This is a genomic window from Limihaloglobus sulfuriphilus, from assembly GCF_001999965.1.
GTDB lineage: Bacteria > Planctomycetota > Phycisphaerae > Sedimentisphaerales > Sedimentisphaeraceae > Limihaloglobus > Limihaloglobus sulfuriphilus.
Genome location: NZ_CP019646.1, coordinates 217,318 through 241,579, shown reverse-complemented (window position 1 = coordinate 241,579; position 24,262 = coordinate 217,318). Strand labels below are relative to the sequence as shown.

The 24,262-nt window shown below is 47.7% G+C and carries 19 protein-coding genes; 9 read left to right on the top strand and 10 right to left on the bottom strand.

Features of this window, described 5'->3' with window-relative positions; genetic code table 11:
- Window positions 1-133 precede the first annotated feature (133 nt).
- Together SMSP2_RS00885 and SMSP2_RS00880 are read left to right on the top strand one after the other, a co-directional pair.
- Entirely contained in the window at window positions 134-1,684 is a 1,551-nt protein-coding gene (locus SMSP2_RS00885) for a hypothetical protein (protein ID WP_146682148.1), read from the top strand.
- Between the two features lie 26 nt (window positions 1,685-1,710).
- The gene (locus tag SMSP2_RS00880; protein ID WP_146682147.1) at window positions 1,711-2,811 is read left to right on the top strand and encodes a cellulase family glycosylhydrolase; all 1,101 of its coding nucleotides are present in this window, start codon (window positions 1,711-1,713) and stop codon (window positions 2,809-2,811) included.
- 70 nt (window positions 2,812-2,881) lie between these two features.
- Here the strand turns inward: SMSP2_RS00880 and SMSP2_RS00875 are convergent, their stop codons facing one another.
- From SMSP2_RS00875 to SMSP2_RS00865, 3 genes are all read right to left on the bottom strand, one after another.
- Window positions 2,882-4,570, bottom strand: a complete 1,689-nt coding sequence (locus tag SMSP2_RS00875) for an ADP-ribosylglycohydrolase family protein (protein WP_146682146.1) — start codon at window positions 4,568-4,570, stop codon at window positions 2,882-2,884.
- Between the two features lie 24 nt (window positions 4,571-4,594).
- Window positions 4,595-5,281, bottom strand: coding sequence for a carboxylesterase family protein (locus SMSP2_RS00870; protein WP_146682145.1), 687 nt, complete (start codon window positions 5,279-5,281; stop codon window positions 4,595-4,597).
- Window positions 5,282-5,600: 319 nt separating this feature from the next.
- Window positions 5,601-6,527 carry a PEP-CTERM sorting domain-containing protein gene (locus tag SMSP2_RS00865; protein ID WP_146682144.1) on the bottom strand — a complete coding sequence of 309 codons (927 nt, stop codon included), beginning with the start codon at window positions 6,525-6,527 and terminating at the stop codon, window positions 5,601-5,603.
- 556 nt (window positions 6,528-7,083) lie between these two features.
- Between SMSP2_RS00865 and SMSP2_RS00860 the strand changes: the two genes are divergently transcribed.
- Both SMSP2_RS00860 and SMSP2_RS00855 read left to right on the top strand, forming a co-directional pair.
- Window positions 7,084-8,643, top strand: a complete 1,560-nt coding sequence (locus SMSP2_RS00860; protein ID WP_146682143.1) for a sensor histidine kinase — start codon at window positions 7,084-7,086, stop codon at window positions 8,641-8,643.
- Window positions 8,644-8,738: 95 nt separating this feature from the next.
- Window positions 8,739-11,327 (top strand): glycoside hydrolase family 78 protein, encoded by a 2,589-nt coding sequence (locus SMSP2_RS00855; protein WP_186804781.1) that lies wholly within the window; start codon window positions 8,739-8,741, stop codon window positions 11,325-11,327.
- 576 nt (window positions 11,328-11,903) lie between these two features.
- Here SMSP2_RS00855 and SMSP2_RS00850 read toward each other — a convergent pair.
- The 4 genes from SMSP2_RS00850 to SMSP2_RS00835 are packed head-to-tail and all read right to left on the bottom strand — an operon-like array spanning window position 11,904 to window position 16,371.
- Window positions 11,904-12,830 (bottom strand): calcium/sodium antiporter, encoded by a 927-nt coding sequence (locus SMSP2_RS00850; protein ID WP_146682141.1) that lies wholly within the window; start codon window positions 12,828-12,830, stop codon window positions 11,904-11,906.
- 40 nt (window positions 12,831-12,870) lie between these two features.
- On the bottom strand, window positions 12,871-14,910 hold the full coding sequence (locus SMSP2_RS00845; protein WP_146682140.1) for a sodium-dependent transporter: 2,040 nt from the start codon (window positions 14,908-14,910) through the stop codon (window positions 12,871-12,873).
- Entirely contained in the window at window positions 14,910-15,689 is a 780-nt protein-coding gene (locus SMSP2_RS00840; RefSeq protein ID WP_146682139.1) for an amidohydrolase family protein, read from the bottom strand. The genes SMSP2_RS00845 and SMSP2_RS00840 overlap by 1 nt, the downstream gene beginning before the upstream one ends.
- A gap of 52 nt (window positions 15,690-15,741) precedes the next feature.
- On the bottom strand, window positions 15,742-16,371 hold the full coding sequence (locus tag SMSP2_RS00835; protein ID WP_146682138.1) for a hypothetical protein: 630 nt from the start codon (window positions 16,369-16,371) through the stop codon (window positions 15,742-15,744).
- A 261-nt stretch (window positions 16,372-16,632) separates the two neighbouring features.
- On the opposite strand from SMSP2_RS00835, the gene mgtE reads away from it, so the two are divergent.
- Together mgtE and hydE are read left to right on the top strand one after the other, a co-directional pair.
- On the top strand, window positions 16,633-18,054 hold the full coding sequence (gene mgtE, locus SMSP2_RS00830) for a magnesium transporter (RefSeq protein ID WP_146682137.1): 1,422 nt from the start codon (window positions 16,633-16,635) through the stop codon (window positions 18,052-18,054).
- A 13-nt stretch (window positions 18,055-18,067) separates the two neighbouring features.
- On the top strand, window positions 18,068-19,120 hold the full coding sequence (hydE, locus tag SMSP2_RS00825; protein ID WP_146682136.1) for a [FeFe] hydrogenase H-cluster radical SAM maturase HydE: 1,053 nt from the start codon (window positions 18,068-18,070) through the stop codon (window positions 19,118-19,120).
- Between the two features lie 321 nt (window positions 19,121-19,441).
- Here hydE and SMSP2_RS00820 read toward each other — a convergent pair whose 3' ends face one another.
- From SMSP2_RS00820 to SMSP2_RS14755, 3 genes are all read right to left on the bottom strand, one after another.
- The gene (locus SMSP2_RS00820) at window positions 19,442-20,593 is read right to left on the bottom strand and encodes a hypothetical protein (protein WP_146682135.1); all 1,152 of its coding nucleotides are present in this window, start codon (window positions 20,591-20,593) and stop codon (window positions 19,442-19,444) included.
- A 570-nt stretch (window positions 20,594-21,163) separates the two neighbouring features.
- Window positions 21,164-21,397 carry a hypothetical protein gene (locus SMSP2_RS00815; RefSeq protein ID WP_146682134.1) on the bottom strand — a complete coding sequence of 78 codons (234 nt, stop codon included), beginning with the start codon at window positions 21,395-21,397 and terminating at the stop codon, window positions 21,164-21,166.
- Between the two features lie 17 nt (window positions 21,398-21,414).
- Entirely contained in the window at window positions 21,415-21,576 is a 162-nt protein-coding gene (locus SMSP2_RS14755) for a hypothetical protein (RefSeq protein WP_186804780.1), read from the bottom strand.
- Here SMSP2_RS14755 and SMSP2_RS00810 point away from each other — a divergent pair.
- From SMSP2_RS00810 to SMSP2_RS00800, 3 genes are all read left to right on the top strand, one after another.
- Window positions 21,575-22,261 carry a solute symporter family protein gene (locus SMSP2_RS00810; RefSeq protein WP_146682133.1) on the top strand — a complete coding sequence of 229 codons (687 nt, stop codon included), beginning with the start codon at window positions 21,575-21,577 and terminating at the stop codon, window positions 22,259-22,261. The genes SMSP2_RS14755 and SMSP2_RS00810 overlap by 2 nt on opposite strands.
- Window positions 22,262-22,540: 279 nt before the next feature.
- Window positions 22,541-23,512, top strand: a complete 972-nt coding sequence (locus tag SMSP2_RS00805) for a type I phosphomannose isomerase catalytic subunit (RefSeq protein ID WP_186804779.1) — start codon at window positions 22,541-22,543, stop codon at window positions 23,510-23,512.
- A 28-nt stretch (window positions 23,513-23,540) separates the two neighbouring features.
- Window positions 23,541-24,254 carry a YggS family pyridoxal phosphate-dependent enzyme gene (locus SMSP2_RS00800; protein ID WP_146682131.1) on the top strand — a complete coding sequence of 238 codons (714 nt, stop codon included), beginning with the start codon at window positions 23,541-23,543 and terminating at the stop codon, window positions 24,252-24,254.
- The last annotated feature ends 8 nt before the right edge of the window (window positions 24,255-24,262 follow it).

The window sequence follows — 24,262 nt, the reverse complement described above, 5'->3', positions numbered from 1 at the left end:
CGGCTAAAACATAAGTCTTGACATGATATGATTTTAGTTGTAGATTCATAATGTCTGGATATTTGTAAATAAATGATTTGTCGATATAACTACACACTATTTTAGAGAGGTTTCCTCTCAGAAAAGAGGTACTATGAGAACTAAGTTTTTGATTTTGGTTTCAGCGGTCTTGTTTACAGTTTCTTCACTTACGGCAGTGCCCAACGCATGGGTATCAGCAAACTGGTCTGATGGATGGAATTCATCCTCATTCAGATCTCCGGTCACAAACGGACATATGAATCTGTATGTTTTAGTAGATAATGTCACATTCACAGACGCTGTATTTTCCGTAGATTATGACCCTGCGGTAGTAAGCCCTCTGGGAACCGGCAGCGTGTACAATATAATGTCCGGACTGAGCGTTGAATCGGCCGTAACCACGGACCTTGAAAACGGGTGGAAACGAACCGCATTTACCGTTACCGGCTCTGTGATAATAGGAGAGACTCAATATACCAGCGACGCGTTTATAGTTATACGGCTTATACCGGCAGGCGAAGGTGTACAGCCGGTGGGTCTGTGGCAGGACTTACAATACCCGGCCTCTTACAAAACCTGCTCACTGCAGCTCTGGAACGAGGGTACAGAAATATCTTTTGAGCCGAAAGAATGGAACGATGAAGTCGAGCTGTTCAGCTTTACCGATAACACCGGCGGTCTGAATTTCTTTTATGATATGAACTTCGGATACCCGCTAAGCGACGGCGTACTGCGAATCACTTACAACGACAGCAGCGTGGAAGAAATTACCCAAAGCGACCCCGAACGGGGCATCTCTTTAATACCGGCATACGGGGCATTCTTCCTGGAACCGCAGTCAAACGCATCTTCATACGAGATCATATTCCCCGCATACGGTGCATTTAACCCGAGTACATCTGCCGGACGTTATACAAGCCACTCCGCCCCAGCAGAGATGCTGAGCATAACAGATGGACTCGTATCTGAAACGGCCAAGGCTTCTGATCAGGACCTCGTGCTTAAAATCTCCAGCCCGGAGCTGGGCAAAGATTTTCAGACAAGCACCTACTCTGCCGCGATTGCGGGCGGAGAAGCCGGACCGGTGGAAAAAGATTTCACCTTCGCATACGTTGATGATGAGACCATCGAGCTGACAATCCTCAGCGGCCTCTCAAAGGATTACTACACACTCTATATCACTAAAAACGATTCCATTGCAGGCCAGACATGGTTCAGCTGCGAGAATTTTTATTTTGTAAATGTTACCGTCAAGGACATATCTCAAGAACCGGTTGAAGCTGCAAGGGTGTTCTCGCCGACAATATCGTTCGGCATGGAAATGACTGTCGGCGCGGTGGAGGACTTCACCGACGCAAACGGCCAGGCATCACTGGAGCTGCCCGGCTCTGAATGGGGCATGTTCCACAATATAAAAGTGTCAAAGTCCGGATTCCAGGATGCATCCGACGATGTGGAAATGTACGATAGCGATGTATCGCATGAAGTTACACTTCTGGCAGCTCCGTCTGTAAACGCGGCGGACTTCGCGGGCTTTAATGCCTGGTGGGGCAATACCGAATGTTTCTGGGACGATTTCTGCCAGGGCTATGACAGAAACTATGACAATGCAGTCAATGTCGATGACCTTCTTATTTTCCTGGAAAACTGGCTCAAGGAATAAAGAATTATCTATACAAAACGGATTAAATGAATTTATCAGCATTTGTTTTATTGACAGCCTGCTCATTATTAACTGCGGCAATCCCCGCTATACGTATCAGCGAGGATGGGAAGGGGTTTGTCCGCAGCGATACCGGCGAACCCTTTGTCGTATGGGGTTTCAATTATGACCACGACGAATCCGGAACGCTTATAGAAGATTACTGGGATACCAAGTGGGATGAGGTTGTCGGCGATTTTCAGGAAATGAAATCATACGGGGCGAATGTCGTACGTATCCATCTTCAATTACACCGTTTTATGGATTCACCCGATCAGCCCAACGCCGAGAGCCTCAAGACCCTGGAAAGGCTTGTAAAGTTAGCAGAAAAGACGGGCCTCTACCTCAATATCACCGGTCTTGCATGTTATCATAAGGACATGGTTCCGGATTGGTATAACAATGTTACCGAAGAGCAAAGGTGGAAGATACAGGCAGAATTCTGGGAGAACGTAGCGAAAATATGCGCCGCCGGCAGCGCAATCTTCTGCTATGACCTGATGAATGAGCCTGTATTGCCGGGAAACAAGCAGGAGAGCGACTGGCTCCCCGGAGAGGGATTCGGCGGAAAGCACTTTGTGCAGAGGATAAGCCTGTGCCTAAACGGCAGAACACGAAAACAGGTTGCGCGAGAATGGGTCGATACTTTAACCGCCGCGATAAGGAAACATGACAAAGACCACCTGATTACCGTCGGCGCGATACCATGGGCGCATACGTGGCCCAATGCCAAACCGCTTTTCTACTCCGATGAGGTAGCTGAAAACCTGGACTTTGTTTCTGTCCACTTTTATCCCAAGAAAGACAAGGCACAAAAAGCCCTTGATGCATTAGCCGTGTACGATATTGGAAAACCCCTGGTTATAGAAGAGATGTTTCCCCTCTCCTGCTCCATAGAACAGATGGATGAGTTTATTGAAAAATCCCGTCCGATAGCAGAGGGCTGGATAACATTTTACTGGGGCAAACAGCTTGATGAATACAAAAAAGATGATGGTTTAGCGGAAATGATAAAAAAAGCATGGCTGGAATACTTCATACACAAAACGCCGGAAATACTGGACAGCAGCCGCGACGTTATGCCTTAAAAGCAGAAACGGTACTGTTCAAACTTAACCGGTCAGAATATTAAGGGTTTGCTGCCCTGTCTGTTTTCAATTATTCAGTAACTATTTCAATAACATCCCAGTAAGCGGCCTCAAAAGCCCAGCCATTGGCCTGATTGAGAATATCAATCTTTATTGTTTGGCCTGCGTAGTCTGTCAAATCAATGTATGCTTCCAGATAACGCTCATCTGCTGTTTCAGGCCCAACCACCTTGTTGTAAAGTTCTCTGCCGTTAACCTTTACAGCAAGCTCATAATCCCCCTTCTCAGAGTGACCGGCAATTAAATGCAGTTTTGCCCCGCCTTCCTGCGGAACTGAATACTCTCTTGTTATAACGCAGGGGATAACCTGATTGTATGGATGGGTAACCAGAACATTTTTCCTGCCGTCATATTCATCATACAAACCCGGAAACATGAAGTCGCCGCAATTTAGAACCTGCCAGCCCGGCGCAAAATTGCCGATGACAAATGCAGGAGGCATCTTTTCTTTGATCTCGGGATTGTTGAATTTTATCCGCGACATTTCATCCTGCGTAAATGGTGTTCCCACGAGGGGCTCGGGCTTGTGTGACTGTACCAGTTTACTTACGCGTACCTGCCCGGCGGGAATAATAAACTTCTCACGCCCGTCAGACTTGACAACTTTGCCGCCCTGGCGAATGACTAACCTTTGGGCTAATTTTTCGCAAACTTCAATCAACCCCGGAAAACTGTATGCCGTATGCTCAAATTTTCTCTCACGGTCAATCTGCTTATAAATATCCGGCAGATTATCATAACCTTTTATAACACCGAGAATACCGCCGGCATTTGACGGGTTGCAGTCTGAATCCTGGCCGCACATCATGGAAATCTTTATCGTATCTTCAAAATCACCCTTGCCGTAAAGCAGACCGACAGCAATATACGCTCCATTGAGCTTGGCATCGATATTGAAATTATGTTGAACAGTACAACTGAACTGCCTGTAGTCAATGTTCTTATGGTATTTCTGCTCTACAAAATCCCACGCCTTCCGCCAGTTATCAGGGTCCTTTTCATAGCAGCGAAGCACATCTGAGATACACTCATGATACTGGCTGCCCTCGGGGATGCATTCAAGCCCTTTGCGCACAACGGTTTCCACATCATCTTCAAAAAACGCGAATGAATACATAGCCCCTACCCACTGGCCGCCGTACATGCCGTCGCCGTAATTGACAAGTCTGCCAAACTTTTCACCCGCTTCAACAGGATAACTGGGTATTCCCGGGGCAATAAGGCCTGAAAAATCCGCCTCAATCTGATAATCAATGTCATCGGCATGTTCATTGAACCGCGGATGAGAACAGTCGGGCGGAGCTATACCGTCTCTTAGGTTGCGGCGGCCGGCGTCATTTGCATGCCATAATCTGTATTCACTGTTAGCAAAATCTAAGCCCGCCTGACGAATGGAGACATCAAAACCGTAGTCTTCGAGTGTCTTGAGAAATGTCATCTCAACATAAATATCGTCCTGGCCAAACCCATCATTTATCATTTCAGGCTTCCATTGCGGCACCTTATCCTCAGGTATCATCTGCCCCAGATATGCAAATTCAGTCGGATACCCCCAGGTAACTCCAACAATCTGGCCAATCCAGCCGCCGGCGAGTTTATCATGATAGGTATCTCTGTTTATGACATATTCCCTCGCGCCAACATGACTTACAAATACGACAACGGTAATTAAAATACTAAAAATTTGTAACTTACGCATTTTATCTCCTTATCATAACTCAATTTATTTTTTGCTGTGCGAAAGGAACCACTTGTAAAGCTCGGGGTTGTCGTAGGTCTGATCCCATGAATTGTGGTCGGCTTGGGGGTACACGGTAAACTTCACATCACCGCCGGCCTTTTTAATAGCCTCGACCATCTCCCTGCTGCGGCTTATCGGCACAATATTATCCCGTTCGCCGTGGAATACCCACGTCGGCACATCCTTGAGCCTCGAGGCCAGCAGCGGTTCTCCGCCGCCGCATATCGGAGCGATAGCGGCAAACCGCTCCGGATATGTTCGTGCCAGGGCAAATGTGCCGAAACCGCCCATGCTAAGACCGGTAAGGTAAACCCGCTGCGTATCAACATCGTATTTTTTTACGATCTGGTCCAGCAAAGCTCCCAGGGCCGCCGTTTCCTGCGGCCACCAGCTTTGGGCCGGGCACTGGGGAGAGACTATTATAAACTCCATATCAGCCCCCTGGCTGACGAGCTTGGCCGGGCCGTGGGCTGTTACCCTGGCAACATCGCTGCCCCGCTCGCCGGCGCCGTGGAGAAACATCATCAGCGGCCACTGCCTGTTTTGCCGGCCATAATCTTCGGGCAGATACAGCAGATAATCCATCTCAACGCTCAACTGCGTGTGCAATTTAGCCACTGTTTGCTCTCCGGGCTCTGCCGCGTATCTCTGCTCTGATGAACATCCCATAAATAAAACTCCAGACGCTAATATAAGCAATCCATATAACTTCATTTTTTCAACTCCCAACAGCCAAACGGCTGTCAAAATAACACCTGTTTTTGTGTCTTTCCGAAATTGCCCCAAAACAGGCAATCAACTATTATCTGATTATACCCCGCGGCAGATATTTTTCAAGACCGAGCTTCTTATTCTCTGTTCTTAAATTTATGTAAAAAAATCCGTGCATACCCTTATAAAGGCATGCACGGATTTGTTATGATTATTTGTTTATTTTCTCTAATCTAAGGAAAACTTCTGAAAGCCCCTTAAATCAAATGCCGGCCGCTTAACGTTTCTTGCGAAGCAGTGCCAGACCACCCATAGCAAACATCAGCATTGTTGCCGGCTCTGGAACAACGTCGAGGTTGCGAATAAGGTGAACGTCATTGTCTCCGCCCGTTGCCCCTCCAATACCGAAGTAAGCGTCGTCAAACGTCTCGTACCAGCCTGTACCGAGAGCGGTTTCCAGGACGGCTACTGTGAAAGTTTTAACCGCCGTCTGGGCACTTGTGTCTGTATCTGTCAACTGGTATGTAAAAGTACCTGTATCGGCATCGAATGTAAATTCAACACTCTGCCAGCCGTTGCCGTAATAGAAATCATCATCGCCACCGCGGTCAACAGCACCAACGCCACCAGAGTGAGCCCAGTCTGATATCCTTATAAAGTGATTGTACTCATCCACTTCACCCGCACCGTTATCATAGTGGTCAAACTCCATGCTGTAACCCTTGATACCGTTATAGTAGCCTACACTCTTTCCAGAGTCATTGCCGTGAGGTGCACCCATCCATTCGCCATAGCCGCCGGACATGGAGTTGATATTCCAGCTGTTAGAGTCAATTGTCGCCTTGTCAAGCCAGAAAAATGTGATTCCATCGGCTCCTGTGCCAGTGTCGCCAATATTGTAGTCGCATGTGAAGCTGAAGTCCTGAGCAGTTGAAAATGTATCAGCTGTATAGATAGCGGTTGTACGTTGATAATCGACGGCCTCGGTCATTTGCATATAACCATTGCCGGTTCCGGTTCCATAGCGGAAGGATTCTCCCTCAAGAGTACCGGCACTTGTATGAGTGCCGCCTGTATAAGTCTGGATATTCCATCCTGCGGGGTCTGTAGTGCCTGAGAAACTCTCGGTAACCAGTGAGGCTCCAAAAGTTGATGCTGCAAAAATTGCTACAATAGTGGTGATGTAAGTCGCTGTTTTAATCATTTTAATTTTCCCTTTGTGATCTTACGGCATGTTCATAACGCCGTATAATCATCACTCTCTAAAATCTCTCGTTTTCCCTGAATGACCGTCATCCAGATCAGACAAGCGGTGAAATTTGATTTGAAGGGGTTTACACAATCCCTGCTCTGCCTTGTAAACTATGCGGCAAAAAGCATTTTATTAGAACTCAAATTTCCCGTTTTGTCATTTTTTCCCTAGTTAACATATAGATTTTATAGAGTAAAAAATAAATGTCAAGAAAAAAAATAATAAAAATTTGATGGTCGGGGCGTTTTTTTATTTTTTTGCTTTAATTTTGGCTAAATAAAAGACATGTTCAAAACTTGGGATTTATGAATTTTCTAATATATTTTATTATATTTTATGTTTTTCTCTCCTACGCTGGCCATCATATGTTTTTTTGCGGCATGAAGCTTATTTTAAATTCCAATAAAATTACACTTGATATGAGAGTACTTATCTTTTATAATATTCTTAGAGGTTTTTTAGACAATGACCAAATTGCGGGGTAAATTTTACAAACTGCGGGGGCAAAATGTTCGCGACTTCAAAAAGAATCAAATCGTTGCTGATTCTGCCGGCTTTGCTGGCAACACTTGTTCTGGCCCTGGGGCTTTTGAACCTGGCCAATCGTGTTTATTTTCAAATGACTGTAGGACTGTTTACAGTTGTGATATCGTTCTGCATTTTCATACTCGCCTGGAATTCACGCAACTTCACAGAGAACCGCAGCCTTACCTTTCTTGGGGCCGCCTATACTTCTGTGGGCTTGCTGGATATGTTTCACTTGATCGCATATATGGGAATAACGGGCATAAATGATAACAGCGCTGACCAGTCGGCTCAGTTCTGGATAGCCGCCAGATATGTAGAGGGGATTTCGCTGCTTCTATTTACCCGTATCAGAAACAGAAATGAATATTCCACGCTCTTTATTTACGGGATTATAACATTCTTTTTTACGGTTACTATTCTTTACTGGAAGGTTTTTCCAACTTGTTTTATAGAGGGCACAGGCTTTACGGCTTTCAAGAGATACAGCGAGTATCTGATTTCAGCATTATTATTTGTATCGCTTATACTTATCTTAATAAGGCGAAAACAGTTTGACCTTACTTTTGTTATATTCTTATCAGCCGGCATATTAGCCAAAGCATTATCTGAAATAATCATAGCAACATTTGCTGATGTTAACGGCATAATGAACTTCTCAGCCCATATAGCCAGAGCAGCTTCTTTTTATCTGGTTTACAAAGCCGTAATACATGATGGGCTTATGGAGCCCTTCGACATTTTTGCTGAAGACATCAATGAAGCTAAGCAAGAACAGCTAAAAGCGGTCGAGCATATCGAGGGCATAGTCAAACAAAGAACCACTGAACTGCGAGAAACCAAGGAAGAGCACCAGCTGCTCACCGGAAAGCTGCTGGGCTTACAGGAAGAGGAGTTAGAACACATATCGAATCAATTGCATCATGATATTACACAACGCTTAGGATTTCTCGCCATAGAAATCGGGAAAACCCAGATAAATGCCCCGAATGCCAATATCTCTGATTTGCAAGAGAACCTTGCAAGGGTCAATGAAGTAATTGGAGATTTGTCCAATCTGACTAATAACATGTCCTACCAGCTGCACCCTACCCGGCTTTACGAGTTAGGGCTTGTCGAAGCGGTCCGCTACGAATGCAAAATACAGTCGTTTCATTACAGAGATATAGATATGAGATGTCAGGTAGAGAACCTGCCCAAAAGGCTCCCCGCCAAAATGGCTATTTGTGTGTACCGTATTATACAGGAATCGTTGAGAAATGCCTGCGAGCATTCAGGTTGCAGCCAAATTGAGGTGTTTTTTAGTGATAAACCCAATACACTGACAATTGAAATCAGAGACAACGGCAGCGGCTTCGACCCTGAAAAAGTAAACATTAAAGACCATCACTGTATTGGGATTGCCCTAATGAGAAAAAGGGCCGCTCTTATTCGTGCCAAGCTGGACATAATTACAGTACCCGACAAGGGAACAACAGTATCATTGCTGGTAGTCAAACCGGAAGATAAACTTAAAAAGTCTGAGGCTTTTTATTGGGAATAAATAAACATCTAGTATATATGTATCCTGATTTTATGAAAACAATAATAACATACTTATTATTCTCGTCAGCCGCGATTATTTATGGAGCAGATTCAATGAAAGCAATTCAACTTCGCTGTCAATACATGAAAAACCCTCTTGGAATAGAAAACCCGGCACCTGAGCTGAGCTGGAAAATCCAGGAAGATTCCGAGAACCTTTTCCAGGGCGCATACCGCATACTGGCGGCCTCAACTCCTGATATCCTGCTCAAAGACGAGGGCGACCTCTGGGACAGCGGAAAGGTCGAATCTGACAAGACTTACGCCATCAAATATGGCGGCAAACCGCTTGAAAGCGGAGGCGAATGTTTCTGGAAGGTCATGCTCTGGGACGGCAGCGGCAAACCGGGCAGCTGGAGTGAAACAGCTTACTGGAGCGCAGGCCTGCTGAACAAGAGCGACTGGAAAGCCGGCTGGATCGGATACGACAAACCCCGCGCCCAAGCCGAAAAACAATTCAAAGATAAGAATCTCGATTACCTGCTTGTGCCGGCAAGGCTGCTTAGAAAAGAGTTCACCCTCTCCAAAACGCCCCGCAGGGCAGTGCTCTACGCCTCGGCTCTGGGAAATTACGAGATGCACATCAACGGCCGCCGCGTAGGAGAGGATTTTTTTGCTCCCGGCTGGACGGACTACCGGGTACGGGTTTACTACAACACCTATGATGTTACAGAAATGCTCGACGAAGGCTCAAACGCCATAGCAGGCATACTAACCGGCGGCTGGTACTGTGGTTATGTAGGGGGAAAGAAAAACCGCGACCACTACGGCAAAAACCCGAGACTCGCCGCACAGCTTGCAATAGAATACCAGGACGGCACAAAAGAGACTTTAACCACTGACCAGAGCTGGAAGACATCCACAGGAGCGATTCTCGAGAGCGATTTTCTCCAGGGCGAGACTTATGATGCCCGTCTGGAAACCGTCGGCTGGGACAAGCCCGGCTTCGACGATCAGCTCTGGGAGAAGCCCGACACTTCAGAGCACCCGCAGATAAAATTCGGCTCATACCCTGCACAAACAGTACAGGTTTACCAGGAAATAAAACCCGTTTCCATAAACCAAATTTCGCAGGGCAAATACATCTTAGACATGGGCACCAACTTCGCCGGATTCGCCAGGCTCAAGGTAAAAGCCCCAAAAGGCACAAAGATTACTCTGCGTTTTGGAGAGCGGCTCAAGGACGACGGCACTCTCTACACCGATAACCTCCGCGAGGCCAGGGTTATCGATACCTATATATGCAAAGGCGGCGGCCCCGAGCTGTGGCAGCCGCGGTTCACATTCCACGGTTTCCAGTACATAGAGCTGAGCGGATATCCCGAAACTTGCGAAAGTGATACAGTCACCGGAATCGAGCTTACCTCGGCAACACCTGTAACCGGCAGTTTTGAATGCTCCGATACGCGGCTGAACCAGCTCTATCACAACATCTGCCAGACGCAGCGCGCGAATTTCATAGAAGTCCCGACCGACTGCCCGCAGCGTGATGAGCGTCTCGGCTGGACAGGCGACGCCCAGGCATACATCCGCACGGCGTGCCTGAACACGGATGTCCAGGCGTTTTTCAGAAAATGGCTCACATCGCTGTTTGACGCCCAGTTTGAAAACGGTGATATCCCCATGGTCGCCCCTGAAATCTCCGCCTGGGTGGGCGGCTCCGGCGGGCCGGCGTGGTCTGATGCCGCGATTATATGCCCCTGGGCATTGTACCAGGTTTACGCGGATAAGAGCCTGCTGGAAAAACATTACGACGCCATGGCACGGTTTATGGATTATCTCGACAGGAGCGCTCCGGATAATCTGGCACCGAAAGAATTCCACTGCTTCGGCGACTGGCTCGACATAGACGCCGACACACCCAAAAGGCTGATATACACCGCATACACCGCCGGCAATGCCCGAATCATGCAGAACATCGCCCAGATTCTGGGCAAAGACCAGGACGCGGCAAGGTACGGGGAAATATATGAAAACTTTAAACAGGCTTTCAACAGGGCTTACGTCAGCCCGGACGGTATCATAAAAGGCGACAGCCAGACATGCTATGTGCTGGCGCTGTGGTTTGACCTTGTCGATGGCGAAATGCGCGGCAAGGCCGCTGGCCACCTGATAGAACGCATAAAAGAGCGAAACTGGCACCTCTCCACAGGGTTTGTCGGCACGCGCGACCTTATGCACGTGCTGACCAAAATCGGGCGAAGCGACGTCGCTTACCGCCTGCTGTTCAAGGATACGTTCCCGTCATGGCTGTTCCCCGTAAAGAACGGAGCAACGAGTATCTGGGAGCGATGGAACAGCTGGACACCCGAGGACGGCTTCGGCGATACGGGTATGAACTCGTTCTCGCATTACACCTACGGATCAGTAGGACAGTGGATATTTGAAAATATGGTGGGAATAAAACCGCTAAAACCAGGATACAAAGAGTTCCAGATCCGCCCGGTAATCACCGATAAGCTCAGTTTTGTAAAGGCATCCTACGACTGCATCCACGGCAGAATATCCGTTGACTGGCACCGCCGCGACCAGAGCACAACCCTCAGCGTTACTGTTCCGCCAAACACAACAGCATGGATATATGTTCCTGGAGAATCAGAACCTTACAAGGCCGGCTGGGGAGAATATACATACAAATTCTAAGCCGGAGCAAATTCGTGAATTTACGCTGCAACACGATGCCTCCCCCGTAGAGAAAATTCACGAATTTTCTCAAACCGTAAAATATAAAACACGGCATCAACATAGTGCGGCGGCAAGGGGCAGCGCAGCACCGCTTTGTGATTTTGACGGCTGCTTCGATAGAAAACAAACCACAGGTGAACAAGCTGAAGCTTGAACTCTAAACGCGGCAACAAACGGTTATGCGGGGTTATTCAGCGTAAAGACGGGCATAATCGTCTGGAGCAAACTCGTGAATTTGCGCTGCAATGCTGCGCCCCCCGTAGAGAAAATTCACGAATTTTCTCAAACCGTAAAATATAAAACACGGCATCAACATAGTGCGGCGGCAAGGGGCAGCGCAACACCGCTTTGTGATTTTGACGGCTGCTTCAATAGAAAAATACAGGTGAACAAGCTGAAGCTTGAACTCTAAACGCGGCAACAAACGGTTATGCGGGGTTATTCAGCGTACAGACAGCATAATCGTCTGGAGCAAATTCGTGAATTTGCTCTACGCACGCAATCCAAAAACTATACAAGCCCGCAAATGAATTTTTAGAACAAACCGTAGAGTTTTGCGCAGAACGCCAGGTATGCCAGCACGAACAACGCCCCCTGCCAGCGGGATGTATGTTTGAAAAAGGACACAATTGCGAATGCTGCGGTAGCCGCCGCCATCACCGGCACTGCCAGCGAGAGTGTTACCTGCTCAACGGTAATCACGCCAAACAATGATGCAAAGCCGGCAACTCCAAGCACGTTGAATATGTTCGAGCCGACAACGTTGCCGACCGACATGGCTATATTGCCGCGTCTGGCTGCTGCCAGAGAGACCGCCAGCTCCGGAACAGAAGTCCCGAATGCCACTGCACTTGCCGCTATAATCTCCGAGGGTATGCCTGCGATCACGGAAAGTTTCACTACGGACCTTACAAGCATCTCAGAGCCGGCATACACCCCAAGAATACTCACCGCCAGCATAATGGATGCTTGAACGAGCGATTCGCCTGGCTGATCGCTGACTGTGGGCATATTCGTTGTAAGTACATAACCTACATATCCCGCTAAAGCCAGCAACAGAATGACGCCGCCGGGCAAGGTTATCCGCCCGTCAGAGGAGACCAGAATAAAAATCAGGGCCGAGGCGAGAAAAAACACAATATCTGAGTGTTTAAGATTAAAAGCAACACTTTTTTTGCCGGCAAAAAGTGCCGAAGCACCCAAAACGAGCAGTATATTGGCGATATTTGAGCCGATAATTGTTCCCGAAACAATTTCAGGGGCTCCTCTTAATACAGATATTACTGAAGTAAAAAGCTCCGGCAGAGATGTGCCGACAGCCAGAACGAGCACGCCGAGCACAAATGAGGGAACATTGAGCCGAAGACCTATAACCTCAGCGGAGACAACAAACCGATCGGAAAAAAAAAGCAGAAACACCAGTCCCGCTATAAATACAGCTGACCATATTAAAATCTGCATAAACCTCTTTTCCTGATTAGATTACCCAAAATGTTAAAAACTACGACACCTCGCCCGAGTGCTGGGTATCCGGCGAAGGTACAGAAGAAGCCGCACGGTAAAAGCACCAGCCGAGCCCGCCGACAATTATCAGAACTACCAGCGAAAGTATTAGATATGCCCAAAGCCCTAAATGCCCCCCAATAACGGCTTTGGACTCCGAAGGCTCTACGATTTCAGCAACACGTATCAGAACCAGCGAAAAGACATTGCTCACCGCAAGGATACTGCACACTCCCGCACTGGCGCCCTTCCAGTCCAGCCGCGTGTACTGGCCTTCTCTGAAGAAAAGATTCTTCCTGGCGGCAGTTGCCAGCGATACCAAAGCTATCAGGGCCGCCGCCGCGAAGAGATGCCAGGATACCATACCAGCTGATTTAAACGCGGCGAAGATGCTGGCGGCAAATACCGCAACAGAAACAACAAAAACAGACGTGCTTGTATCTATCGGCTTCAGATCATAAGTCGATACCGTTTCTTCATTATCATTGCTGTATTTGTCCCTGAACAGGCTTATAATTATCGCCGCGACAGGAGCCAGCAGCATTACAGAGTAGCCGATTGCGTTGGCAGGGTCAATCAAACCGTCCGGCCGGTGGAATATCCCGCCCTCCGCGGCGAGATCATCGTAAAAAGACCAGAAAAAGAGCGTTCCCATTATAACCGGCACAACAATCCGAATCAGGATGTTCCACCACGGCCCAAGCCGCCAGTCGCTTCGTGAATTCGCGTGGCAGCGGAGAATGTCGAGATTGTATATCCAGCCCATAATTATACATTCCAGAAAGCCCATCAACGCGATACCCCAGGTACCGTTGACAAAGCCGTCTATAATTCCAAGCCAGTTAAGGCCGCCGTGAGTAACATACACCAGCCCGAAAAGAAATCCTGTTCCGGTCATTGCTAAAAGAACTTTATTTCTGTTCCATCCGGTTTTATCTACGATTGAGGCCAGCAGCGTTTCTGTTATGGAAAACGCCGAACTCACGCCCAGCATCAGCAGCACCGCGAAAAATACCGCGCTGAACCATGCCGAATACGGCAGCTGGGCAAGTGCATAGGGAAACGCGACAAACGCCAGTGACGGCCCGCTCTTGGCAACCTCCTCAACCGGTATCGGATCGCCGGCCTGTGCGGTAACGAATGCCATGCCTCCAAGCGTAGAAAATATCGCAAGGCCAGCTATAAGGCTCGTGCCGAAATTCGACAGAGCGATTACAACGGCATTATTGTTAATATCGCTTTTTCTGTGCAGAAACGATGCGTATGTTATCATTACTCCAAACGCCAGGCTCAGAGAGAAGAATACCTGTCCAAACGCATACCTCCATATCTCCGGTTCCCTGAGCTTGGAAAAGTCCGGCTCGAGATAATACGCCAGTCCGCCGACACTGCCCTCAAGCGTCAAACCGCGTACTGTAAGTATCAGCAGCATTATCCACGGCAGAGGAACAGCAACCCAAACCAGCTTTCCAACTGCACTTACTCCCTTGAAGATTGCAAGATACATTAAAATCCAGGCTATCAAAAGCGGCAGAACAAGATTCAATTTCAGCCCGCCCAGTCCAAGGCCCTCTGTGTAGCCCAGATAAGTGTCAAAAAAATAACTGTTTGCTGTGGTAATGCCCTCTATGCCCTGCGCTGCCCATGGAAGCCGGCCGCCGTTGAAAATCCCCTGAATGCTGAACCAAAGGTAACTTATGCTGTAACCAAGAATTACAGGATAATAAGTGATAATGATAAAAGCAAGCAGCAAGCCCCACCAGCCGACAAACTCCAGGCGTTTGTGCATATTTCTAAATGAAATCGGCGCCGCCCTCTGGGTAAAGTGCCCCAGACTCAGCTCAAGCGTCAGCAGCGGAATACCAACCACAATCGTGGCTATTATATAGGGAATAAGGAATGCCCCGCCCCCGTAGCTGTAAACTTTGTACGGAAAAGCCCAAAGATTGCCCAGCCCTATCGCCGAGCCTATCGCCGCGAGAATAAAGGCCCCTCTGCTGCCCCAGCTCTCCCGTTGTTCTTCAAGCATCTGCGACATTACTGCCCCTCTTGATGCGACACTGACAAGCCCAACACCTCAATACAGTCACGTTCGTATAGCTTCCTCAGATCTGCGCTGCCCACCCACGGCAGATTTGTCTCGGAAAACGCCAGCTTGAGCCCGAGAAGTGCCTCAATTGATTCTTTAGCATTATTGTCCGGATATCCCGAACCAAAGAGAATCTTATCCTCTGCGCCTGCCTCAAATATAGAAATCACAGTATTATACAGCTCCCACGCACGCTTTGGATATATCGGCAGACAGCCATATACATTTTCATGGCGAGAGGTCAGCTCAAGAGTCTGGCTGTAGAACGGCCTGGCCATAGAACCTATAATCATCTTTAGTTGTGGAAATGTTCTGGCAAGCTCGTCAAGATGCACGGGCTGGGTGTAGTCAAGCACCGAAGTCTCTCCCCAGCATTCATTGTGAAAAAATATCGGCAGCCCAAGCCGCTGGGCAGCTTCGAAAGCAACCATCGCACTGGAATGGCATGGGTGCATCGCAGTTTCGCCGCAATAAACAACCAGTCCCCGGCAGCCGGCCTTGCGGGCAATCTTTTCCACAGCCTCTGCCGGCTTTTTCTCGCTGGAAGGGTCAATAAAGCCGAATGTTACAGTTTTTTCGAACTTGGCGGCCAATTCACTGACCTTGCGGTTATCTTCTCCGATTCGTGCCAACACTATCATGCCTCCAAGTCCGGCTGCGTGGTCCGCGAACTCTACATTGTAAGAGCCGGATTCATCTGTAATGTGTGTATGGCAGTCAAATATCATAAAATCACTCCGGTTTTAATCGTGTTTTTCTGCAGTGGAACAATGAAAACCGTTATCGCATCACCCATTCAAGACTGTCAAAGATCAGCGTGCGGCTCTGCTTAGCCGTATTATCACCGGGGAGGTTATAGTTGAGCTTGAGCGTCTTGCGAAGGCGAACCTTGAGTGGATTCCCGTCCTTATCAGTCTTCGTAGGGTGCTCGATTGTTACGGTTTCATTGCTAAGTCCCTCTATGAAAATACTAAGCGATTTCGCTTCTGCGTCGAAATCCCTGAAAACAACGGCGATATCAACGGTATTGTCGCTGCCTTTGAGGATCGAACTATCTATATCGTCATAAGAAATCAAAAACGGATACTTGCCCTGGTTGACAAGGCGTATCTGTTTAAATATCGCCCCGGCAGGAAAATCGTTAGCCTGGCAAAAGAAATACGTATCCGTCATCAGCTCTATAGAAGGATAAAACGGTACCGTATTGGGCGAATTATTTGTCAGAGACAGTATCATATACCAGTAACGCTGCGGCTCAGAGCCGTCAGGGCTGAACATAATTGGACGAAGATTCTCAAATTCTGTCTCAATTGTCCAAATTCCGGGCAGCGGAACCATGGCCGGACGAGGTGCGCTGAACCCGACTGCCGCTGCTGTCAACAACATTGCAAGAAGTACATTTTTTCTCATAAATATCACCGATATAATAACTTAAATTTTTATAAAACAAACATTTTCAGGTTTAATCAGAAAAAACACAAGACCAGTAAAAGCGGTCAATGACTTTCCAGCCTGATAAAACCTGCATACAAAAAGAAATTTTACAAAAAACATAATCGCAGGTAAAGCATTTATTTACAAAGTAGCGAATATGTAATATACTCTATATAAAGCATAAAGTAAAGAAACACGCCCTGAAAAGGCTCAGAAAACCCGCGGTTAGAGATAAAAATGGAACAAAAAGAGATAAAATCTTTAATAACCACAATTGAACAGCATCTTGAAGACGGAAACTACTCCGTAATTAAAGAGACTCTCGAAGATCTCCACATAGGTGATATCGCGGAAATTGTGGAATATGTGTCTAAAGAAGACCGGGTAGCTATTTTCTCTGTGCTTGACGTGGACGAAGCCTCTGAAGTTTTCGAAAAAGTCAACGAAGCAACACGAAACACTCTATTTGAAGAGCTCGATGAACACATTATCGTCGATATTATCCGCGAACTGCCTGCTGACGATGCGGTGGATGTGCTCAGTGAGCTGCCAAAAGAAAAAGCCAGACAATATATCCGAAAACTTATACGGATAGAGCCGGCACTTACCGCCAAGATCAGATACCTGATGCGATACGAAGAGGACACTGCCGGCGGTATTATGGATCCGGTTTTTGTTGCTGTAAAAGCAGACGCAACTATTCTCGAAGCCATCGAAGAAATCCGCAGCCAGGAAATCGACGAAGACTTTTTCGCGGTTTACGTGGTGGACAACGACGGAAAATACCTCGGCGATGTCAGGATTAGAAAACTCTTTACAGCCCCGCCGCAGACAAAAATAAAAGACCTCATAGAAGAAGACAGAATATACGTCACTGTTACCGATGACCAGGAACACGTAAGTAACACATTCTCGAGATACGACCTTATTACAGTACCGGTTGTGGACCAGGAAAACAGACTCGTCGGCCGAATTACTGCCGACATTATCCTCGAAGTTGCCAAAGAGGAGGCCGATGAAGACATTTACGCTATGGCGGGTACGGACCCGGACGAGCTTGAGAATACATCTGTATTCAACGCCGCGAGAATCCGGATGACATGGTTAGCACCGTGTCTGCTGGGAACAGCGGTTACGGCAACAGTAATTTTCGCGTTTAAAGACAAACTTTTCGTCGGAAACTTCAGTTACGTCTTCGGTATCGCAATGGCGTTTGTGCCTATGATAGCCGCAATAAGCGGAAACGCCGGCCTGCAGACCTCGGCAATTATTGTATGCGGCCTGGCCTCGGGGCATATCGCCGCGGAGAGGCTAAAACAGGTGTTTTTGCGTGAATTCAGAATAGCCCTCCTCGTTGCTCTGGCATGTGGAATCATCGGCGGCATAATATGCTGGGGTCTGCCCAGGATTGTAACTTTTGACAATGCTGAGCAGGCCGTGGAGATAAGCGCTCTTGATATCAGAGTTACACTGGCTTTTTCTGTTGCCATGTTCTCTGCGATAATCGTTTCGACAACTCTGGGACTGCTGCTTCCGTTTTCATTCCGAAAAATCGGCATCGACCCCGCAATCAGCTCAGGGCCGCTGGTTACCACCGCAAACGACTCGATCAGTGTGGCGATATACCTGAGCCTGACATTACTTCTGGTATCTTTGTAAACTTATAAACCCAATGAATAACTCACTTTCTAAAAAACTGCAACAAATTTACGAGGGAAATTTCTACGCCGCCGACATTGCCGGCATACTAAGCATTGAGCGGCAGGATCAAATACGCCAGATTTTCGATTTCGCGGATAATATCAGGAAACAGACGCTTGGCGATGCCATCCTGCTGCGGGGAATTATTGAAATATCAAGCTACTGCCGCAACAGCTGCCGCTACTGCGGGCTCAACAAAAACAATAAGTCTCTGACACGCTACCGCATGAAAACAGAGGAGATCCTCGAAGCTGCGGACATGATCTACCGCTCAGGAATACGAACAGTGGTAATACAGTCCGGCGAAGATGAAGACTTTACCGCAGTATGGATAGCCGACATCATAAAACAGATAAAAGAGCGTTTTGCCGGCATGGCCGTCACGCTATCGCTTGGCGAGTGGCCGGACGAATACTATCGGATATGGCGCGAAGCCGGCGCGGACAGATACCTTTTGAAGATAGAAACAACCGACCGCCGGCTGTACGAAAGAATGCACCCTGACATGAGCTATGACAACCGAATCAGGTGCCTCGACACGCTTAAGCGACTGGACTACCAGACCGGCAGCGGCTGCCTTGTCGGCCTCAAAGGCCAGACTGTTGAAAGTCTGGCATCGGATGTGATGTTTTTCAGGGAGTTTGGATTCGATATGCTGGGGATAGGCCTATTTATACCACACGGCCAGACCGAGCTCTCCTCCAGCCGCCAGGGCAGCCTCGAGATGACGCTGAAGGTACAGGCAATGGCGAGGATTCTCCTGCCCGCGGCACATATGCCCGCAACCACCGCAACCGGCAGCATATCCAAAACGGACAACCGCATAGACGCACTGCAGGCTGGCGCAAACGTCATTATGCCCAATTTTACACCAATGCCCTACCGGCAGATGTACGAAATATACCCGCACAAACGCTGCGTGAACGAAAATCCCACAACCGATTTTTCAGAGCTGGCACAATCTGTAGAAAAAATCGGCAGACACCTCGCCTTCACCCGCGGCGATGCACTGCGATTGCAATAACACCTGTAGAAAAAATTCACGAATTTGCTCAAAGACGTAAACCTGCAAATCTTAAGTCAAATACGTCAAAACTGGCAAACCGGTCTGAGAAAGCGCAAACCGCCTCCTTTGTAAGATATCTCGCTCTTTATCTTTTGGTCGCGCCGTATCTATGTGATCATATATATAAAAACTTTATGTCAGCAATCAAAAGGTCGCGACAAAACAACTTATTGAAAATTACGCTATAAAATTTTAAAATGAATAACTTACAAACCAAAAAATCTCGAGCCTTTAATTCTTCCCGTCAGTATATGGTTGAGGGAGAGCTCAATGATTTCTTTAAAGAAGTAGAGGGACACGTTTTCGAATAAGCACAGTGCCTATAGTGAATAAAATCGCTGTAGCCGGTTCTGGGATAGGAGTAAAACCGGCTCCCTGGCACTGCGACAGGCGTACATTGTCAAGTTCGACAACATCTGCTATGAGCTGGGTACAACCCTGTACATTGCTCATACTGATCGTGGTCTTTTCTTCACCAAGGCTCCAGAACGCAACTCCGCTAAGTATGGCATTGCTGAAATCATAATTGTTGTGCTCGCTGAAAAACATAACGCTTGTGTAGTCGATCCCGCCATCGCCAAGAAGTATATTAGCATTGTCAATGAGCATATTCTTATCTCCGGTGATCCGGAAGATAACTTTTGAGAATTCAGAGCCTTGGATGACAAAATTTGCGTTCTGCAGTTTAAAGTCATTGCCATTAGTGTATATATCAACAACATTAACACCGTCATCGGCATAGAAAGTATAGGTCTGATCCTTAATCTCACCGTTGCTGCGTGTAATGCTGCCGGTAGAAACAAGATTGTTTATTGAATCACGGGCAGCACTCAGCTCCACCAGAAGTCCGCTGTGGTCGTAATTGAAAGAAACACCCGGATAATCATTGGATGAACTGATTTTTGTACTTTGGTCAGCCTGGTTCTGATTAACAATCTGGCCGCTGCCGGTCAGCGGATCGTAGGTGTTTGGGTACATGTTGGGGTCATTGAAGAAGCTGTTGCTGCATCCAATGGTATCGGACGAGCGGGAACCGGCGAGGCGGATGCCTGTTTCCGGGTCTGCGTATATACCGACATTCGAGAGGTCAAACTTGCCGTTGGGATCAGTAACAGCAACGTTGCCGTTGTAGCCGACACCTTCAAATATGTCTGCCGCGTACGATGGTACTCCCGGCTGGCTGCTTATGTCAGGACCTCCGAAAGCTCCCTGAGCGGGAACCGGGGCCTTGTTGGCACCGAGCTCAAAATTACTTACAGATACATCTGAATTCCCGCTCTCCTGGTTTGTTGTAATAATTAGATATTGACTTATCTGGGTAACATCAAAGGGATACTGAATGGTTGGGTCAATTACGACTGGAAAACCCCAGGCGCATGTGCACAATCTCGCTGCAGAAAGAAACAATAGATTTAAAGTTAGTCTTTTCATGTCTCACTCTCCCGGGAAATTTTCCCAAAATTACTTTACATCACAAATCAAAGTCTCATATCTCCGAAATATGAATACTTTCCCATTATCTATTTCCGTATTTAATAATACTGTTTGCGAATATCTGCTGCAACTTCTTTTTTATTTTTTTTTTAAAAACCAGTAATTATTACAGTAAGGATCCCCTGTTAACAATTGAGTGGGGAATACTCCGTAAAATGGTTAATATTAATAGGAACCCCAGTGTTAAGCCGGTGTCTAAAAGTGTACGCTGTTATACACGGCCTGACAATTGGAGCCTCTGGCTTTCACAGCTTCTTAATCCCCCGGGCGGTGCTGTCAAATCAATCTATAAAATTTATTATTCATAGAATTGTGTAGCTTCAGTTTCCTGAACAGGACGATCTATAGCGTCGGTGTTCATAGTAACCGTGAACCTTGCATCATCATCGCTATGCGCCTTGATAACTACTTTTCAGGCAGCCTTGGCGTCTGGTTCAAGTTTCGTCAGCGGAGCTAATGTTACAGTCTTGCCGCTGATTGTGCCGTTTGCAGTGCCGGAAGCGGAAACTACTGCATTGAATCTTCAAGCTCGCAAAAGATCTTTATGTGGCTGTCGGTAGATGTACCTTGGTTCGCAGCTGTTATGACATAAGTAGTCTCTTTGCCCAGATCAATCGGGTCTTCTACGTCGATAACCTCAAGCAGAACTGCTGCGATACCTTCAACCTGTGTTGCTATTGAAGCGTCAACAGCTTCGGCACATACATCATCCCGCACAAGCCCCCTGTAGAGCAAATTCATGAATTTGCTCCAGACGCTTATGCCCATCTGTACGCTAAATAAATCCCGGATAACCATTTATGGCTGTCGTGGTTTCTGGGCTGGAAAGTTAAATCCGCAGAAAGTTTCTTTGTAGCCGGCGGGCATTTTGACATTTCCGCCGGAAATACCTGGTAGCGGCTGGATTTTATTTCGCTCATGATTGCGCTCTTTTTCGGAACAGCCACCCTTCCTCATGTGCTTATAAGGCATTACACTGTCCCAGACTCCACTGCTGCCAGACGATCCATCATCGTTGCCATTTCAGCTATCGGGCTCTTCTACATACTCACTCTTTTCCTTGGACTTGGAGCGATTGCTAACGGTGTCCTGAACCCGGAAACGGATAACATGTCCGCACCCCTACTGGCCCGCAGCTTTGGCGGGGTACTATTTGCCATAATTACCGCACTGGCATTTGCTACCGTGCTCGGCTCTGTTTCGGGGCTGATTGTCGCCGCCTCGGGAGCAGTGGCTAATGACCTGTTAGACAGATTCTTTAAGCGGTCAATGACAGAAAAGACAAAGGTACTTGCCGCCAAGCTCACAGCTGTAACAGTGGGCATTTTGGCTGTAATACTCGGTATTCTTTTTAAAGGCGTGAATGTAGGATTTCTCGTGGGGTGGGAGTTCGCTGTTGCAGCTTCGGCCAATTTCCCCGCTATCATCATGGTACACTTCTGGAAACGAACCACTGCCCCGGGCATTATATCTTCTATTTTTGTAGGGATCATTGTATCACTTGGAATCATAATGGCAGGCCCAGACATGTTCAGGCTTTCGGGCTTTCAGAAACAAATGCGTGGATACCCCTGGGCAGCCGGCAATTATTTCGATGCCGCTTAGTCTTCTTACACTGATTATTGTCTCGCTGATGACAAATAACAAGAAAAAACCGGGCACTGTCCTGCCTCTCAAGACATAAATTTTGACCGGATAAGTCCTCTTGAAAAAAACATATAAAGAGATAACTCATCCCATCATAGCAAAAAATAAACGTGGAACCGCACACAAATCTGCTGGATATTAATTAAAGCCGCAAAAAAGGTATGTGACATTTTGTTTATGCTTAATATAATAAGGGTTTAAATGAAATTCAGGTAAAAAACATAGAAAGGTATAAACTTGGAACTTTACGCGTACAAATTTGAACCTATTTTCAAAGACTACATCTGGGGCGGCCGCAAACTCGGCGAAATTTTCAACAAACCCATCCCAGAGAACACGATAACTGCAGAAAGCTGGGAGCTGGCAGACCAGGCCGAAGGCCGCAGCGTCATCGCCAACGGCCCGCTCGCCGGAAAAACTCTAAACGATGTTATAAAGACTTATCCCAAAACGGTTACCGGCACTGATAAGCCGCTCGAATCTTTCCCGCTGCTGATAAAACTGCTTGATGCCCAATCGGTACTCAGCGTCCAGGTTCACCCCGACGCACAGACCTGCCGCCGCATGGAAACCGGCAGTCCCAAAACCGAATGCTGGTACATAATCGACGCTCCGGCAGACGGTTACATCTACAAAGGCCTCAAGCCCGGCACGACCAGAGAGCAGTTCAAAGACGCGATAAACAACGGTACCTGCGAGGATTGCCTGGTCAAGGTACCGGTTAAAATCGGCGAGTGCCATTTTCTCCCCTCGGGCACCGTGCACGCTATCGGGCCCAACCTTGTAATCGCAGAGATTCAGCAGCCCTCCAACACCACCTACAGGGTCTTTGACTGGAACCGCGTTGACAAACGCACCGGAGAGCCTCGTCAGCTTCATGTAGAAGAGGCCATCGAGAGCACTAAGTTTGACCTTGACGAATCCGTCCTGACCGTCCGCAGTGAAGGCAGACTCGTAGATGCCGACGAGTTCAAGGTTGACAAAATTGATCTTGGCCCGGGCGATGACCAGTACACAATGGCAGGCGAGCTCGAAATTTATGTCATCATCAGCGGCAGCGGCAAAGCGGCGGCATACGGAAGCGATACCGCAGAAACCGAGTTCACCAAAGGCGATACGCTGTTTATCCCTGCTGAAATGACCGGGGCACTGACAGCAGCCGAAGATACACAAATGCTCAGAATAACCCTGCCCGATATCATTAAATAATAATTTACGCACAATCACGGGGGCAGCAATGGCAGCCAGGACAATAAAAGACAACCTAAAACGAATTGAGGAAAACATCAATACCGCCTGCGGCAAAAGTGGAAGAAGCCGCGACGAGATAACCCTCATTGCCGTCACAAAAACCGTCGGCATACAGGAAATCATCGAGGTCATCGCCGCAGGCTATACTGAACTGGGCGAAAACAGACTCCCGCATCTCGAAGAGGTCGCAACACTTACAGCAGAATACATCGAAAACAACCAGCCCGAAACAAAAGTCAACTGGCACATGATCGGCCATCTCCAGCGTAACAAAGTGCGAAAACTTCTGCCGATTTCCCAGACCATACACTCGGTTGACAGCCTCAGGCTCGCCGCAGAAATAAATTCCACTGCCCAGAAGTACAATATCACCGCTGAAATATTCCTCCAGGCCAACTGCTCCGGCGAACAGCAGAAATACGGCATCGAACCGGCAGAGACGGTTGAGCTGGCAGGTCAAATCGGCGAAATGCCCAACATCAAACTTGCCGGTGTGATGACCATGGCGGCGTTTACAGACAATGAAGCTCAGATTCGCAAGACGTTCATCCGTGCAAGGGAGATCTTCGAGCAGATACGCGGCAGCGGAATCAGCCCCGAGACCTGCAAATACCTGAGCATGGGTATGACAAACGACTACACCATCGCCGTCGAGGAAGGCGCAACGCACCTGCGTATCGGCTCGGCGATATTTAACTGAAGACCCAA